The 16,217-nt window shown below is 62.3% G+C and carries 12 protein-coding genes; 1 reads left to right on the forward strand and 11 read right to left on the reverse strand.

Annotated elements, in window-relative coordinates; translation table 11 throughout:
* Positions 1-13: 13 nt before the first annotated feature.
* The 10 genes from dnaG to DWX25_RS04855 form a co-directional block, all read right to left on the reverse strand.
* Positions 14-2,113: a DNA primase gene (gene dnaG, locus DWX25_RS04810; protein ID WP_117858864.1), complete on the reverse strand. Its 2,100-nt coding sequence runs from the start codon at positions 2,111-2,113 to the stop codon at positions 14-16.
* Positions 2,106-3,113, reverse strand: a complete 1,008-nt coding sequence (gene ribF / locus DWX25_RS04815) for a riboflavin biosynthesis protein RibF (protein WP_233505046.1) — start codon at positions 3,111-3,113, stop codon at positions 2,106-2,108. Before ribF ends, dnaG begins: the two co-directional genes overlap by 8 nt.
* Positions 3,110-4,042 (reverse strand): tRNA pseudouridine(55) synthase TruB, encoded by a 933-nt coding sequence (gene truB / locus DWX25_RS04820; protein WP_117799343.1) that lies wholly within the window; start codon positions 4,040-4,042, stop codon positions 3,110-3,112. Before truB ends, ribF begins: the two co-directional genes overlap by 4 nt.
* A gap of 15 nt (positions 4,043-4,057) precedes the next feature.
* Positions 4,058-5,101 carry a bifunctional oligoribonuclease/PAP phosphatase NrnA gene (locus tag DWX25_RS04825; RefSeq protein ID WP_117799342.1) on the reverse strand — a complete coding sequence of 348 codons (1,044 nt, stop codon included), beginning with the start codon at positions 5,099-5,101 and terminating at the stop codon, positions 4,058-4,060.
* The gene (gene rbfA, locus DWX25_RS04830; RefSeq protein ID WP_117799341.1) at positions 5,094-5,504 is read right to left on the reverse strand and encodes a 30S ribosome-binding factor RbfA; all 411 of its coding nucleotides are present in this window, start codon (positions 5,502-5,504) and stop codon (positions 5,094-5,096) included. Before rbfA ends, DWX25_RS04825 begins: the two co-directional genes overlap by 8 nt.
* Before the next feature lie 11 nt (positions 5,505-5,515).
* Entirely contained in the window at positions 5,516-8,230 is a 2,715-nt protein-coding gene (gene infB / locus DWX25_RS04835) for a translation initiation factor IF-2 (RefSeq protein ID WP_117735032.1), read from the reverse strand.
* Positions 8,231-8,321: 91 nt separating this feature from the next.
* Positions 8,322-9,569: a transcription termination factor NusA gene (nusA, locus tag DWX25_RS04840; RefSeq protein ID WP_006234042.1), complete on the reverse strand. Its 1,248-nt coding sequence runs from the start codon at positions 9,567-9,569 to the stop codon at positions 8,322-8,324.
* A 1-nt stretch (position 9,570) separates the two neighbouring features.
* Complete coding sequence (gene rimP, locus DWX25_RS04845) at positions 9,571-10,065, reverse strand: ribosome maturation factor RimP (RefSeq protein WP_117794244.1); 495 nt, start codon at positions 10,063-10,065, stop codon at positions 9,571-9,573.
* 256 nt (positions 10,066-10,321) lie between these two features.
* On the reverse strand, positions 10,322-12,898 hold the full coding sequence (leuS, locus tag DWX25_RS04850) for a leucine--tRNA ligase (protein ID WP_117799340.1): 2,577 nt from the start codon (positions 12,896-12,898) through the stop codon (positions 10,322-10,324).
* A gap of 259 nt (positions 12,899-13,157) precedes the next feature.
* Complete coding sequence (locus DWX25_RS04855) at positions 13,158-14,669, reverse strand: IMP dehydrogenase (RefSeq protein ID WP_089571691.1); 1,512 nt, start codon at positions 14,667-14,669, stop codon at positions 13,158-13,160.
* A gap of 193 nt (positions 14,670-14,862) precedes the next feature.
* On the opposite strand from DWX25_RS04855, the gene DWX25_RS04860 reads away from it, so the two are divergent.
* Positions 14,863-15,087, forward strand: a complete 225-nt coding sequence (locus DWX25_RS04860) for a hypothetical protein (RefSeq protein ID WP_117799339.1) — start codon at positions 14,863-14,865, stop codon at positions 15,085-15,087.
* A 101-nt stretch (positions 15,088-15,188) separates the two neighbouring features.
* Here DWX25_RS04860 and DWX25_RS04865 read toward each other — a convergent pair whose 3' ends face one another.
* A complete protein-coding gene (locus tag DWX25_RS04865) occupies positions 15,189-16,181 on the reverse strand; it encodes a PLP-dependent transferase (protein ID WP_158557599.1) in 993 nt (330 codons plus the stop codon).
* Positions 16,182-16,217: the final 36 nt, after the last annotated feature.

The following is a 16,217-nucleotide window of genomic DNA, read 5'->3' on the forward strand; positions in this document are numbered from 1 at the left end:
TTGACCACAACATCTAGGCCTGTTCGGTGCCCGCGGTCTCCAAACCGATCAAACGGAACGGGTCCGCCACGCCGCCGATAGACTTTTGCAGCTCGCGTTGACGCTGCGAGTCCTGCGCGGCCTGCACGGTCAGCGCGCGGCGGGCCTCATCATCGAGCGATCGATCCTGGCGCAGTTTGGCCTGTGCGGCACGCATGCGGCGCTTGATGGTGTAGAGCTCGAGCGTATCGAGCATGAACACGATGTTCGTCTCGGTAGGGTGTTTGCTCGTCGCGGAGATGCGCCCGGCACTCACAAGCGTTGCCGCCTCGGGACACACCGAGCGCGCCGCATCCATGCAGTTCGCAGGATCGGTACCCGGCGGCGTTGCCAGCACGGCCCACGCGATGGACTCGTGGCGCGGGTCGACCCACTCGATGGAGCAGATGCGATCGGCATACGTGCGGAACAGGTCGGGGTAGCTCGTGAGCATGGTCAGCAGCTCGCGCTCCCCTGCCAAGGACTTGCGCTCTAGATCGGTCAAAACCATAGGGAACGAGGCGTCTACCGGAGCACCGGCGGGCGCAGAGCCCATACCATCAGGCACGTCGATAGGCGGCAGGTCGTCGACGACCTCCACAGGAGCGGCACCGTAAGCATCGAGCGGGACATAGTCGTACGGCTCTTCCTCGACCGGCGCCGCTACTGCCGGCGTCGCGCCCGACGCCCAAGCACCACGAGATGTCCCCTGCAAACCAGACGACCGACCGCCCGCGCTACCAGATCGCTCGGCTTGCGCCCGCTGGCGTTCATAATTCTGCTCGCGACGTCGTTCCGCATCTTCGCGCTTGGCGACATCGCGAAACACGCGACCCGAACTCGCGCGCACCGTCTCCAAATCCAAACCCAGCAGATCGGCAATCTGGATAAAGTACGTGTCGATCATATAGCTATCGCGCAGCGGATAGATAAGCGTCAGCGCATCTTCCAGCGCCTTGGCGCGACCGCCCGGCGTGGTGATGTCGCTCGCTTCCTGCAGCGAACGGTACACGAAGTCCATGAGCGGCTCGGCGGCGTCGATGCGCGCCTGCAGCTCCTTTCCGCCGTGCGCCGTGATGAACTCCATGGGATCGTTGCCGTCGGGCAGCACCACGCAGCGCAGGCCCATCGAATCCTGCTCGATAAACTGTATCGCGCGACGGGCGGCCTTCTGGCCCGCGGCATCGCCGTCAAACATATACACGATGCGCTTGGCAAAGCGGGTGAGCGTCTTGACGTGATGCTCCGTGAGCGCAGTGCCCAGCGTGGCGACGACGTTTTTAATCCCCGCCTCCCAACAGGCGATGCAGTCGGTATAGCCCTCTACCACGATAGCGGTATCCTGCGCGACGATAAACTCCTTGGCCCAATTAAAGCCGTAGAGGTTTCGCTTTTTATGAAACACGCTCGTCTCGGCGGTGTTGAGGTACTTAGGTTGGCCGTCTCCCATGATGCGACCGCCAAAGGCGATGTTATGCCCCTGCTCATCAAAAATGGGAAACATCACGCGGTCGTAGAAGCGGTCGGCAAGCTGCCCGCGCCCGCGACTCACAGCCACGTTGGCGTCGATCATCTCCTGCGGAGTAAAGCCCGCCTGCGACAGATGAGCCACCAGCATGTTACGACCCGGTGCAAAGCCCAGGCAGTAGCGGCGGCAGACGTCGCCACCCATGCCGCGGCTGGCGAAGTACTCACGTGGACGGCCGTCCTTACCGCGCATAAGCATGGTGTGGTAGAACTGGGCGGTCTGGGCGCACAGATCGTAGATTCGGGCACGCTTAGTACCGCGCTCGCGGCGCTCTCCGGTGTCGTGCAGCTCAATACCCGCGCGATCGGCTAAATAACGGATTGACTCGGGAAAGCTCAGGTTCTCGCGCTTCATGATATAGGTGAAGACGTCGCCGCCCTCGCCACATCCAAAGCAGTGCCACACCTGCGTGGCAGGGATAATGTGAAACGACGGGGTCTTTTCGCCATGGAAGGGGCAGCAGCCCCAAAACTCATGGCCGCGGGGCTTGAGCTCAACCGTTTCCTGCACGATGGCTACCAGGTCGGACGCAGCGCGGACCTGGTCTTTCTCCTCATCGCTAATCACGGATACTCACCCCCTGCTCACCCAAGTTATGACGGATATCATCGATATTACCCTCGACGGTCGCGATCAACTCGTCCAGGGAATCGAACACGCGTGACGGACGCAGCCAGCGCGTAAACGCCAGCGAAACGGAAGCGCCGTACAGGTCGCCCGTATACCCAATTAAGTTGGCTTCGAGATGCGCAGATGCCGCATCGTCGGCATACGTTGGCGGCAGGCCGACGTTGACAGCAGCGGGCCACACGGTGTCATCGACCAGCACCAGACCCTCATACACACCATCGGCAGGCACCTGAATGCCGCTGGGAACCTGCAGGTTTGCCGTGGGAAAGCCCATGCCAGAACCCTCGTGACGACCGCGAATAACACCGCCACGCACCATATACGGGCGGCCGAGTAACCCAGCAGCAAGCCCCACATGGCCCTGTCCCAGCTCGTGACGAATGCGGGTGGCGCAAATGGCCTCACCGCCCTCGCAAAGCAGGTCGTGACCATACACGTCAACGCCGCGCTCGGAACCCCAAACGCGCATCTCGGCAACACCAGAAGCACCGCCGCGACCCAGCCTAAAGTCGCTGCCAACGCGAATCGAACGAATGTCGACCACGCGTGACAACAGTGCGAGAAAACCGACATGGTCGAGTGCCGCAACCTCAGGCGTAAAGGGAACGGCCACCACTGCATCGACCCCGATTTGAGCCAGGGCATGCAGACGGTCGGCCGTCGTCATCAATTTTTGAGCGGGTGAAGGGCTCACGACAACGTCCGGGTCGGGATCGAAGGTAACTACGACCGCCTTGCAGCCATGGGCACGGGCATCACGGACGAGCGCCGCAATAAGCTCCTGGTGTCCACGGTGCACACCATCGAACACGCCGATGGCGATGGAGGCAGCACCCAAGTGCTCGCACTCATCAAACACATCGGCAGTAACGATGCGAGCCTCGTCCGACTCGCCCGCGAAAAAGATACGCGCAAGCTCGCGAGCGGAAAACATCATCGAACACCGCCGATTGCCTGCGGAAACACGTGCTCCATGACAAAGCGGCCACTCTCAATGCGAGCGAGCGCCTTGAGTCCTCCATCGAGCACCAACGCAAAAGGCGCCTTCGCGGTATCGAAATCGGCAAGCGCACGCTCAACGGGAATGCGTCGGCCGCAGAGCAGGTCGTCGGCAAGATTGCCCGGCAAGTCAACACGCGTGGCGCCCAGGGCCGCAATGGGATCCAGGGCAAAGCCAGCCGCGGACTCGGGAGAAAGCTCCTCGACCGCATGACAAGCGCCAATGGAAACAACACCGGAGGCCGTGCGGCGCAACGCGGAAATGTGCGCGGCGCTCTCACAGGCGCGGCCCAAGTCGCGAGCGAGCGCACGGATATAGGTGCCCTTGCTCACCGAGAACGCCACGGTCCACACGCATGTATCACCTTCGCCGCCCACGGCGATCAGGTCGGCGGCATAGACCTCGACAGGGCGCAGAGGTAGGTCCACCGCATTGCCCTCTCGAGCAGACTTGTAGGCGCGAACGCCATTGACCGAGATAGCCGAAAACACCGGCGGCACCTGCATCTGCGGACCCATCATGGCGGCTAGCTGCTCGCGGGCATAGGCCGGATCGCGCAGCTCGGGTGCAACGGGCACCGTGCGGACCGCCTCGCCCTCCGCATCATCGGTATTGGTCTCGGCGCCAAACGAGATGTCGGCGACGTAGCTTTTGGTATCGAGCGTGAGCATGCCCAGCAGACGGGTGGCTTGGCCTACACCCACCACCATGACACCCGATGCCATGGGGTCGAGCGTGCCGGCATGGCCGACGCGCCGCTCATGGAGGGCACGCCGGCATTGCGAAACCACATCGTGGGACGTGCAGCCCACCGGCTTATCGACAGCAAGCAGCATATTCAGTTGAGAAGGTGTACGACGAGCCATGTACCATCCAAAAAATTAAAGCTCGACGGTCACCGAAGCGGGATCCTCCCCCACCAGCTCGGCCAGCATGGGAAGTGCCACGGCAAGCGTCTCGAGAATCGTTCCGTTGTTGGAGAAACCGGCGGCAGCGGGATGTCCGCCTCCGCCAAAAGCAGCAGCGATCTCAGACACATTGAGGTCGCCCTTGGAGCGCAGGTTGCCGCGCACCTTGGTATCGCCCTCAATGCCCTTCAGAAACAGGCAGACCTCGACGCCCATCACCGAGCGCACCACGTCAACTAGGCCGTCACACTCATCCGAGGTGACACCGCAAGCCTCAAGGTCACTCTGGTACGCGTAGCTATACGCGACGCGTCCGTGGGCCACCGTCTTGATGCGGCCCATAACGATGGACTTGAGGTGCAAAAACTCAACGCGCATGCTCTGGTAGACCTCGAGCGCAACACGGGCCGGATCGGCACCGTGAGCAACCAGACGCGAGGCCGCATGGAATGCGGCGGCATCGGCGTTTTGGTACTGAAAACGACCGGTGTCGGTAACCAGGCCACACAGCAGACAGGTCGCAACGCCATCACGTGCGACAATGCCGCAATTGTCCAAGAAGCGGTCGATAATCATAGCGCAGGCTGCAGCTTCGACGCGTCTCAGGCTTAGCTCGGCAAACTCCTCGCGCGCCGGATGGTGATCGAAGCACACCACATGCTTGGAGCGGCGAAGCACCTCGGCGGAATTATTGAGGCGCTCGACGACCGGTACGTCCACCGAGATGAACAGGTCAGGATTGCCGGTGTACGCAGATGCCGGCACCAGGCGATCGGAGCCTTCCATAAAGCGGTAGATGCGCGGAACCGGGTCATCGTCTGCTAGCAGCAGGGCAATGTCCTTGTTGGGGAAAAACTTCATAAGCGAGAGGCCCAGACCCAGCACGGAGCCCAGGGCGTCGCCGTCGGGAGAAGTGTGTCCCGAAATCGCAATGGAGGACGCATCCTCGATGAGCTCGAGGATGCGTCGCTGAATATCTGCAGACTCGCACGAGGCGAGGTCGGCGGAATTAGTCATCTAAAGCTGCCTCCTGGACGGCATCCGCTATGGGGTAGCCGTCCTCGTCCTTTTCGATCGCAAGCGTGGCGGGAACGTTTTCCAGCGCACGCGTGATGCGCTCTGCCTCATCGGTCGAGCGATCGATGCGAAAATCGAGCTCGGGCGTAACACGCCAATCGAGCGAGCGAGCCAACAGGCTGCGAATACGGCCCTTGGCGCTTGCGAGCGCCTCCATGACCTCATCGTAGCGGCTCGCATCGCACGACACGTACACGCGCGCGAACGAACGGTCCACCGCGACCTCGACCGCGGTCAAAGTAACCAGGTCGAGACGCGGATCGGAAACCTCAAAGAGCAGGATATAACCGAGCTTCTCGCGAAGCTGCTCGCCCAGACGGCGGGTTGCCTGCGTTTGCTTCATAGCGCTACCCCCTACTCGGTGCGGGCAACCTGGTCGATGCGGTAACCCTCGATCTGGTCGCCGGGCTTGATGTCCTGGAAGTTCTCCAGGCCAATGCCGCCCTCGGAACCACTCTTGAGGCTCTTGGCCTCGTCCTTGTAGTGGCGCATCGAGGCGATCTTGCCGTTAAAGACCACGATGCCGTCGCGCACCAGACGCACGGAATCGGTCGCGGCGATCTCGCCCTCTTCGACGCGGACACCGGCGGCGATACCGACTTTGGGCACCTTGAAGGTGTCCAGGACGGTCGCGGTACCCGTGGAGACCTCGACCTCGGTGGGCTTGAGCATGCCGATACGGGCAGCGTCGAGCTCCTCGAGGCACTTGTAGATGACATCGTAGCAACGGATCTCGACGCCCTCGCGCTCCGCAGCGGAGCGGGCCTTACCGTCGGGACGGACACCAAAGCCGATGATGATGGCGTTGGAGGCGTCGGCCAGGACGACGTCGGTCTCGTTGATGGCACCGACTGCGGAGTGGATCGTGTTGATGCGCACCTCGGACTGGTCCATCTTGTCGAGCGAGTCCTGAAGGGCCTCGATAGAACCCTGAACGTCGGCCTTGATGATCAGGTTGAGCTCCTTGACCTCGGCGTCGGCAATGGTCTCGAAGAGGTTCTCGAGCGTGACGTGCTTAACGCGACTCTGCTCCTCGATACGGGCCTTGAGCGAACGCTCGTCGGCAAGGGCGCGAGCCTCGCGCTCGTCCTCGAACACGCGGAACTCATCACCGGCGTTGGGCACGGACTGAAGACCCAGAATCTCGACGGCGTCGGAAGGACCGGCCTCGGTGACGGCGTTGCCCTTGGGGTCGAGCATGGCGCGGACGCGGCCGTAGGTAAGGCCGGCGACCAGCGTATCGCCCACGTGCAGGGTACCGCGGGTGACGAGCACCGTGGCAACCGAGCCGCGACCCTTGTCGAGCTTGGCCTCGAGGACGTTGCCGGAGGCAAAGGTGTCGGGATTGGCCTTGAGCTCGAGCACGTCGGCCTGGAGCAGCACGGTCTCGAGCAGATCATCGATACCAATCTTCTGCTTGGCCGAGATGTTGACGAACATGTTCTGTCCGCCCCACTCCTCGGGGATGATGCCGTACTCGGTGAGCTCTTGGCGCACGCGGTCGGGGTTGGCACCCGGCTTATCGATCTTGTTGACGGCGACGACGATGGGTACGCCGGCGGCCTTGGCGTGGTTGATCGACTCGATGGTCTGGGGCATGACGCCGTCGTCGGCAGCCACGATCAGAATGACGATGTCGGTCACCTTGGCACCACGGGCACGCATGGCCGTAAAGGTGGCGTGGCCCGGGGTATCGATGAAGGTGATCTTGCGGTCGTTAATCATGACCTGCGAAGCGCCGATGGCCTGGGTAATGCCGCCCGCCTCGCCGGCAGCGACACCGGTGTGACGGATGGCGTCGAGCAGCGACGTCTTACCGTGGTCGACGTGGCCCATGACGGTGACGACCGGTGCGCGCGGCTTAAGGTCGGCGGGATCGTCGTAGAACGAGAAGGTGTTCTCCTCCTCGGGGGTGATGATCTTGATCTGACGACCCAGGTCGTCGGCAACGAGCTCGACGAGGTCGTCGGACATGGACTGCGTCATGGTGAGCGGCGTACCCAGCAGGAACAGGCGCTTGATGATATCGTTGGCCGGAACGTCAAGCGCCTCGGCGAGCTCCTGGACCGTAACGCCCTGGGAGACCTTGATGGCATCGAGCTCCTCGGGGTTCACGCCCTGGGCCAATGCCTCCTCTATCTTGCGCTCCTCCTGAGCCTTTGCAGCCTCGCGCTCGCGCTTCTCCTTGCGCTTCTTGCGGCGACCGGTGGACTCGCGAGAGGCCTCCTCGACGGCGGCACGGGCCTCCTCGAGCACCTTCTCGCGGCTGTACTCCTCGGCCTCGCGAGCCATGCGGCTGTAGTGGTCCTCTTCGTTGTTGTGACCGCCCTTGCGCTTCTTACCCTTGCCCTGCTTGTCGGGGTTGGGGAAGTCCATGCCGGCAGCGACGTTGTTGCTGGCGTTGGTGCGATGGCTGTGCGGGCGGCTCTCGGAGACGTTGCGCTCGGAGTTGTTGTCGGAGGCGTTGCGGTCGTTGCGACGGCCACCGCGGCGGTCGTTGTTACCGCCACGACGGTTACCGCGCTCGGCGGCGCGCTCGGCCTTGGCCTTGTCCTCGGCGTCCTTCTTCTCCTTGAGCACGGTCTCCTGTGCGGCGATCTGGTCGAGCAGCGAACGGAAGCGCGAACCGGAGTCCGAAGCGGGAACGGCGCGGCGCTGAGCCTCGCGGGCTGCCTCCTCCTTCTCGCGGGCAAGGCGCTCCTGCTCGGCCTTCTTTTTGGCCTCGGCCTCGGCGCGCGCAGCCTCCTCGGCAGCCTGGGCTGCGGCAAACTGGCGGCGCTCCTCCTCGCGGGCCTTCTCGGCGGCGATGCGCTCGCGCTCGGCCTCGGCGGCGCGAGCGGCCTCCTCGGCGGCGGCAGCCTCCTCCTCGGCCTGCTTGGCGGCCTCGACTTCCTGAGCGCGGGCCTCGATCACCGAAGCGAGCTGCTTGCGGACCATAGCGACATAGGCGTCCTCCAAGGTGGAGGAAGCGGACTTAGCGGGAATCTTCATATCGGCGAGATGACCCATCAGTTCCTTGGAGGTCATGCCGAACTCTTTGGCCAGGGTGGACACACGGACTTTTGCCATATGACTTCACCTACCCTTTCTGGCACCTTGGGTGCCTAGAGACTGAACGAGCGTGGGAGATGCGCCGGGACCCGCCCGGCGCGACCGCGCGCTAGATCAGGTCCTCCGCATCATCGAAGGCGTCGGTGTCGTGGACACCGCAGAAACGGGAGCCGGGACGAGCCTGGTTGCGGCACTGGATGCCGTCCTCGGACACGTACTCGCAGCGGCGGACATCCTCGTCCTCCTCGTCACCGATCAGGTCGGCGGCGGGCTCCTCGTGAACGGGAACGTTCTTGAGGATGTCGGCGGCAAGCGTCTCGGACTTGATGTCGATGTGCCAGCCGGTCAGGCGCGCGGCGAGGCGGGCGTTCTGGCCCTCCTTGCCGATGGCGAGGGACAGCTGGTCGTCGGGCACGATGACGCCGGCGTAGGCCTTCTCCTCGTCGATGAGGACGCGGGTGACCTTAGCGGGCGAAAGGGCGTTGGCGACGTAGACGGCAGGATCGGCATCCCACAGGATGACGTCGACGCGCTCGCCACGGAGCTCGCCCACGACAGCGCGAACACGGCTGCCCTTGGGGCCGACGCAGGCGCCCACGGGATCCAGACGATCGTCGAGCGAGTGGACGGCGACCTTGGAGCGCTGGCCGGGCTCGCGGGCGATCGACTTGATCTGGACGGTGCCCTCATAGATCTCGGGCACCTCCTGCTCAAACAGACGACGCATGAGCTCGGGGTGGGTACGAGAGATGACAATCGGCGGACGGCTGTGTTCGCCGCGAACAGGCTGCAGGTTGGAGTTGGGGTCGCGAACGTCGATAATCACGGCCTTGATGTGCTGGTTGTGCAGGTAGCGCTCGCCCATCGGACGCTCGTTGCGCTCGTTCTCGTAACGGCGCTGGTCGAAGTGCGGAAGCTCGGCCTCGACGCCCTCGCGAATCTTGACGATCGTAAAGTCGGGGGTGGACTGCAGCACGGTACCGCTGATGAGGTCGCCGATGCGGCCGGAGAACTCCTCGTAGATCTGCTCGCGGGCGGAGTTGCGAACGATGGCGTTGATCTCGGCCTTGGCGTGCTGGGCGGCGATGCGGCTCGTGTTCTTGGGAGTGACGTCGATCTCCTCGAACTCGGTAAAGTTGCCCTCCTCGTCCATGGAATCGTCGATCGGCTCCAGGCGGTAGACATAGATCTTGCCGGTGGTGCGGTCGATGGTCACCTTGGCGCCCCACTCAAGATGCAGGATCTCGGCGTAGCTCTTGGCGAGCGACTGCTCCAGGCGGTCGATCAGGTAGAGCTGGTCGATGTGCTTCTCCTGGCAAAGCTCCATCAGGGCGGACATCATGTCGGATGCTGCCATCTTACTTTCCTTCCTTCGCGGGCTTGAAGTCGTAGGTGGGCTTCAACTTGCATTTTTTAACATCAGAGAAATCGAGGGTAACGGACTCGCCGTCCTCGAGCTCAAGGGTCACGTTCGTCTCGGTGGCGGCGGCAATCTTGCCGGCGTACTTGCGACGGCCCTCGGTGGCGGTGGAGGTGAGCTCGCAGTCCTCGCCCACAAAGCGGGCAAAGTCGCACGGGCGGCGCAGCGGGCGCGCCATGCCCGGGCTCGACACCTCGAGCATATAGCTCGAAGAGATGGGGTCGAGCTCCTCAATCACATCGCCGACCCACTTGGTGTTGGCCGTGACGTCGTTGAGCGACAGGCTCTGACCCTCGGCACCCTCGATACGCACACGCACGCAGGGGGCCTTGGTGGCGCCCACGAGCTCGACGTCGACGATGTCGACATCGTGCTGGGGAGCGACGGCCTCGAGCGCGTCGATGATCGCCTGCTCGGTCTTGGTCTTGACCATTGCGGCACCTCCATCCATACAAAAAAGAAGCGGGGCCGAGACCCCACTTCTTTCAATTACAACTTCATTTGCAAGCAAACTATACCAATACCTGCGGAAACACGCAAGTGCCACAGAAACCCGCAGGTCAGCGTGCCCACAGCATCTCCACAAGAATAAGACAATTGACCGCGGTCTCGAGTGAACGACAATAAGACGAGGGACGCCCCAACCGGATCGTCCCTCGTCTTTTACACGTCAGCTGCGCATGCGGCGTTTACTTGACCACCAGGTTGACCAGCTTGCCGGGCACGCAGATGGCCTTGATGACCGTCTTGCCCTCAAGCCACTTGGCAACGGCTTCCTCAGCGGCAGCCTGCATCTCCTCGTTAGAGGCATCGCGGGCCACGTCGATGCGGCCGCGGACCTTGCCGAGCACCTGGACGACGATCTGCACCGTGTCCTCAACGGACTCGGCCAGGTCAAACTCGGGCCAGGCGGCGGTGTAGGCGTTGCCCTCGCAGCCGAGGGCCTCATGCCACAGCTCATCGGCCCAGAACGGGCAGATGGGGGCAAGGACGCTCACGATATCCTTAGCCACGCCGTAGCACAGCGCCTTGTCGCGGGCGGTACCCTCGGTGGCGTTGAGGTAGGCGCTCGCCGCGTTGACGAGCTCCATGACGGCCGAGATGGCAGTGTTGAACTGGCCGCGGTCAAAGTCCTCGGTGCACTTGGCAATGGTGCGGTGACGCTCGCGATAGAGCTTGAGTGCGGCCTCGTCGAGCACGGACTTGTCGAAGGCCACGTTGGCATCGCCGGACTGGACGAGCTGCCACACGATACGCCAGGCGCGCTTGATAAAGCGGTTGGCACCCTCGACGGCCTTGGGATCCCAGTCGAAGTCCTTCTCGGGCGGGGCGATAAACAGAATCGCCAGACGCATGGTATCGGCGCCGTAGGGCTCGATAACCGAGCTCGGGGGCACAACATTGCCCTTGGACTTAGACATGGTGTCGCCGTTCTCGTCCTTGACCATGCCCTGGCACAGCAGGTTGGTGAAGGGCTCGTCCACGCTCAGCAGACCCAGGTCGCGCAGCGCCTTGGTAAAGAAGCGGCTGTAGAGCAGGTGCAAAATGGCGTGCTCGATGCCGCCGATGTAGTTATCGACGGGCATCCAACGGTCGGCAGCTTCCTTGGAGAAGGGCAGCTCAGTGTTGTGCGGGTCGGTGTAGCGCAGGTAATACCAGCTGGAGCAGGTGAAGGTGTCCATGGTATCGGTCTCGCGCTTGGCCGGGCGACCGCAGACTGGGCAGGTGGTCTCGTAGAAGTCCTTGCACTCGGCGAGGGTCTCGCCGGCGCCCAGGTCCAGGTTCTCAGGCAGCGTCACCGGCAGCTGATCCTCGGGAACGGGCACGATACCGCAGTGCTCGCAGTGGATGGCCGGGATGGGGTTGCCCCAATAGCGCTGACGGCTGATGAGCCAGTCACGCAGGCGGAACTCGACCTTGCGACGACCGCAGCCCATGGCCTCGAGGTCGGCAACGATGGCAGACTCGCCCTCGGAGTGCTTACCGCCGCGCATGCCGGTGTACTTGCCCGACTGCACCAGCGTACCCTCGGCGGCATGGGCGCAATCCCAGTCGACGGTCTCGGCATGGAAGGTGTCGATGGTCTCGCCGCTGGCCTCGACGGCAGCGCGATCCTCATCGTCCAGAATGATCGGCACGATCGGCAGATCGTACTTGCGGGCGAACTCAAAATCGCGCTGGTCGCCGCAGGGAACGGCCATGACGGCACCGGTGCCGTAGTCGGCCACGACGTAGTCGGCAACCCATACGGGGATCTTCTCGCCGTTGACGGGGTTCACCACGTAGCGACCCGTAAAGGCGCCGTGCTTCTCGAGGGTGCCCTGGGCGCGCTCGACGGCAGAGATATGCTTGGAGTCCTCGACGATCTTGGTGACGGCTTCCTCGTACTGAGTGCCCTCGACGAGCTCGTGCAGACGAGCGTACTCGGGAGCGAGGACAAAGAAGGAAACGCCAAAGAGCGTGTCGGCGCGCGTAGTGAAGACGGTGATCTTGCCCTCGTCGCCCTCAATGGGCTCGCCATCGGCATCGCACAGGGTAAAGTCGACCTCGGCGCCCTCGGAGCGGCCGATCCAGTTAGCCTGCATCTGCTTGACGCGCTCGGGCCAGCCGGGAAGCTTCTCCAGGTCGTCGAGCAGCTCCTGGGAGTACTCGGTGATCTTGTAGTACCACTGCTCGAGGTCGCGCTTCTCGGGCTCGGTGCCGCAGCGCCAGCACTTGCCCTCGGTTACCTGCTCGTTGGCCAAAACGGTCTTGCAGGTGGGGCACCAGTTAACCGGGTTCTTCTTGCGGTAGACCAGGCCCTTTTCCCACATCTTCTCAAAGATCCACTGACCCCAGCGATAGTAGTCGGGGCTGCAGGTCTTAACGGTACGATCCAGATCGTAGGAGAAGCCCATGCGCCTCATCGTGGCGAGCGCCTGGTCCATGTTCTTATACGTCCAGGCGGCAGCCTGCGTGTTGTGCTTGATGGCGGCGTTCTCGGCGGGCAGGCCAAAGGCGTCAAAGCCGATGGGATGCAGCACGTCAAAGCCGCGCATGCGGGCCTGACGGGCCATGGCATCGCCGATGGTGTAGTTGCGCGCGTGGCCCATGTGCAGGTCGCCCGACGGATACGGGAACATCTCGAGCACGTACTTCTTGGGCTTGATGGCATCGGTGTCGACGGCAAAGAGGTTGGAGTCCTCCCAGGCCTTCATCCACCGGGACTCGATGGCCTGCGCGTCGTAGGCAGGAATCTCGTCCTTATGATCTGTGCAATCGCACATATCAGCTCCTTTAATCTTTAATGGGGTCGGTCGGCTTAGCTTTATTCGCTACTGCGAACAGTCCTGCGCAAGACGAAGAACACATTAAGTGCTCTACTTTGCGTGCGGAACTTGTAGCGAACAAAGCTAAGCCGCCCGACCCTAAGGTTGACTCGCATGATGATAGCAAATACAACAAGCGAGATGTCTGCGACTTGCAGGCATCTCGCTTTATCTAAATAACGTGGTTGGAACTCAACCTTTATGTGCAGCTCTTATCCTATCGATAAGACACAGACTGCTGGGAGTCTTTCACGACAACGTCGTGGGCTCCGCCTTCGACGATCGAGGTCGAGCTTACCAGGGTCAGACGTGCCTTTTCCTGGAGCTCGGGGATCGAGAGGGCACCGCAGTTGCACATCGTGGACTTGACCTTGTAGAGCGTGCCTCCCACGCCGTCCTTAAGGGAACCGGCATAGGGAACGTAGGAGTCGACGCCCTCGACGAAGCTGAGCTTCGCCGCGCCGCCCAGGTCGTAGCGCTGCCAGTTGCGAGCACGCGCAGAACCCTCGCCCCAGTACTCCTTCATGTACTGGCCGTTGACGTTGACGCGCTCGGTCGGGCTCTCATCGAAGCGGGCGAAGTAGCGACCCAACATCATAAAGTCGGCACCCATAGCAAGGGCGAGCGTCATGTGGTAGTCGTATACGATACCGCCGTCGGAGCACACGGGCACGTAGACGCCGGTCTCCTCGTAGTACTCGTCGCGAGCGCGGCAGACGTCGATCAGCGCGGTGGCCTGGCCACGGCCAATGCCCTTGGTCTCGCGGGTAATGCAAATGGAACCGCCGCCGATACCGACCTTGATGAAGTCGGCACCGCAGTCGGCCAGGAAGCGGAAGCCCTCGGCGTCGACGACGTTACCGGCACCGACCTTGACGTCCTCGCCGTAGTTGGCGCGAATCCACTCGATGGTGCGCTTCTGCCACTCGCTGAAGCCCTCGGAAGAGTCAATGCACAGGACATCGGCACCAGCCTCGATGAGCAGCGGCACGCGCTCGGCATAATCGCGGGTATTGATACCGGCGCCGACCATGTAGCGCTTGTCGTTATCGAGCAGCTCGTTGGGGTTGGTCTTGTGGCTGTCGTAGTCCTTGCGGAAGACGATGCCCATAAGGTGATCGTTGTCGTCGACGATAGGCAGAGCGTTGAGCTTGTTGTCCCAGATGACGTCGTTGGCAACCTTGAGGCTAATGTTCTTGTCGCCCACGATGAGCTGCTCACGCGGGGTCATGAACTCGGAGACCTTCTTCTGGTGGTCATCGCGGCTGGGGCGATAGTCGCGGCTGGTGACGATACCCAGGAGCTTGCCCTTGGGAGTGCCGTCGTCGGTTACCGGCATGGTGGAGTGACCGGTCTTCTCCTTGAGCTCGATGACCTGCTCCATGGTCATGTCGGGGGTCAGCGTGGAATCGGACTGAACAAAGCCGGCCTTGTGATCCTTGACGGCCTTGACCATAGCGGCCTCGGACTCGGGGGTCTGGGAACCGTAAATGAAGGACAGGCCACCCTCGGTAGCGAGCGCGACACCCATGTCGACGCCCGAGACGGACTGCATGATGGCGGAAACCATGGGGATGTTCAGGGTGATAGCCGGCTTCTCACCGCGCTTAAAGCGGGTTAACGGCGTCTTAAGAGAGACGTTATTGGGGATGCACTGCGAGGACGAGTAACCAGGGACCAGCAGATACTCCGAAAACGTGTGGGACTCACCGGGAAAGAACGTAGCCATGTTTCTCCTTTTTCCATGCGACCGGTCGGCTGCAGGCCTCGTAGGACCCAGCCCAACCTTGGGCGCCCAATACTGGAGAAGTATCTTAACGCACTTTGACTGCTACAATGCATGATTTAAGAAGAGCACACGAGGGCTTGACGCAGGCATTGCGTTTGCCCAGCAAACACTTTAGCGGGAAGACGTGGGGCACATGGAGCACAAGACGGCGGCGCGACTGGTCATTCAATCGTGCGACAACGATCTGCCGGGCGTGTTCGGCCACGGCCGCGTCTTGCTGCTGCAGGGTATCGCCCGCGAGCACTCGCTCAACCGCGCCGGCAAGCGAGCCGTAGCGGTCTACAAGGGCCTGCAAGCAGAAATCAACCAAGCGATCGCCACCAAGGCCAACGACCTCATCGCCAGAATCAAAGAGTAGCTAATTTGGGACGGGGCTTTTTTAGCTACCCATCCAGAGCATTCTTGACTCATAGCCAAAAATTGACATTGGGTAGCTAAAAAAGCCCCGTCCCAAATTAGCTACTTGCGGAGGGCGTGGTCTAGGGTGGCCGCTACTGCCAGAGGATCGTCGGTGCCGGCGAAAAGGCGGATGATACTCCCCTGCTTGCCGTGTGGAGCAGAAAGGCGCGTCGCGGCGCCGCCGGCGGGCGATGTGCGAAACTCCCCCGGCAAAGCCTCGAACAACTCACCTGCGCTGCGCTCGATAAGGTCAAACTCAACTACCGGACCAAAGCCGTGCTCGAGGATTCCCGTTGCAACTGCATGATCGGGATGCGAACTCAGCCCGGGGTAACGCACATTGCGCACCATCTCGTTCGCAGCCAAATACTCTGCCAGCGCACGGGCGCGGTCAAAGTGCGATTGCATGCGAGCGTTGAGCGTCTCGAGCCCGCACTCCAGCACGTCGGCCTCATCAACATTCAGATCAAGCACAGGCGCACCGCAGCCGGTAAGCAACGCATGCGCGCACTCGGCAGCGGTGTCCACACGATGCCGTTTGAGCCGCGAGCGCGCAACCGACGCCGCCACAAGCTTGCGCGGAGCCCCACCGGCACACACACGATCAAGGGCCTCGAGCGACAGCACGGCTCCCAAGCGCAGCGGATCGCACCCAAAGACGCTTGCCACAGTGTTATCCACCACGAGGAGTGCACGGGCATCACGAGCCGCGCGGCCCAGAGCACGAAGATCGGGCACGCGCAGGCCAAACCCGCCAATGGAGTTAACGAACCACCACAGATGCGGGCCCGCGGCATCAAACGAAGCATCAAAGCCCGCGGACGCGGCGTCAAACGCTGCAACCGACAGCTCCCCCACCATAGCCACGTTGAGGGCATCAAAGCCGTGCGCAAACGCATCGACAAAGTCATCGGCAAACGCAACTAGGCGGTCACCGGGGCGCACAATCCCCAATTGCGACAACGCTGCTGGCACATGCGAGGCCGTGAGCAACCGCGCTTCACGCGCGCCGGCCCTCAAAGCCCAGGCCTCTTCTAGCTGCTGTACGTCCACGCGGCACCGTCCCTTCATAAGCAAAAACCCACGATG

The organism is Collinsella sp. AF18-8LB, assembly GCF_003459795.1.
In the GTDB taxonomy this organism is placed as follows: domain Bacteria; phylum Actinomycetota; class Coriobacteriia; order Coriobacteriales; family Coriobacteriaceae; genus Collinsella.

Coding starts and splice junctions, on each gene's coding strand:
- ribF (WP_233505046.1), bottom strand. CDS start 3,113: ATGATGTTTTCCGCTCGCGAGCTTGCGCGTATCTTTTTCGCGGGCGAG.
- truB (WP_117799343.1), bottom strand. CDS start 4,042: ATGGCTCGTCGTACACCTTCTCAACTGAATATGCTGCTTGCTGTCGAT.
- DWX25_RS04825 (WP_117799342.1), bottom strand. CDS start 5,101: ATGACTAATTCCGCCGACCTCGCCTCGTGCGAGTCTGCAGATATTCAG.
- rbfA (WP_117799341.1), bottom strand. CDS start 5,504: ATGAAGCAAACGCAGGCAACCCGCCGTCTGGGCGAGCAGCTTCGCGAG.
- infB (WP_117735032.1), bottom strand. CDS start 8,230: ATGGCAAAAGTCCGTGTGTCCACCCTGGCCAAAGAGTTCGGCATGACC.
- nusA (WP_006234042.1), bottom strand. CDS start 9,569: ATGGCAGCATCCGACATGATGTCCGCCCTGATGGAGCTTTGCCAGGAG.
- rimP (WP_117794244.1), bottom strand. CDS start 10,065: ATGGTCAAGACCAAGACCGAGCAGGCGATCATCGACGCGCTCGAGGCC.
- leuS (WP_117799340.1), bottom strand. CDS start 12,898: ATGTGCGATTGCACAGATCATAAGGACGAGATTCCTGCCTACGACGCG.
- DWX25_RS04855 (WP_089571691.1), bottom strand. CDS start 14,669: ATGGCTACGTTCTTTCCCGGTGAGTCCCACACGTTTTCGGAGTATCTG.
- DWX25_RS04860 (WP_117799339.1), top strand. CDS start 14,863: ATGGAGCACAAGACGGCGGCGCGACTGGTCATTCAATCGTGCGACAAC.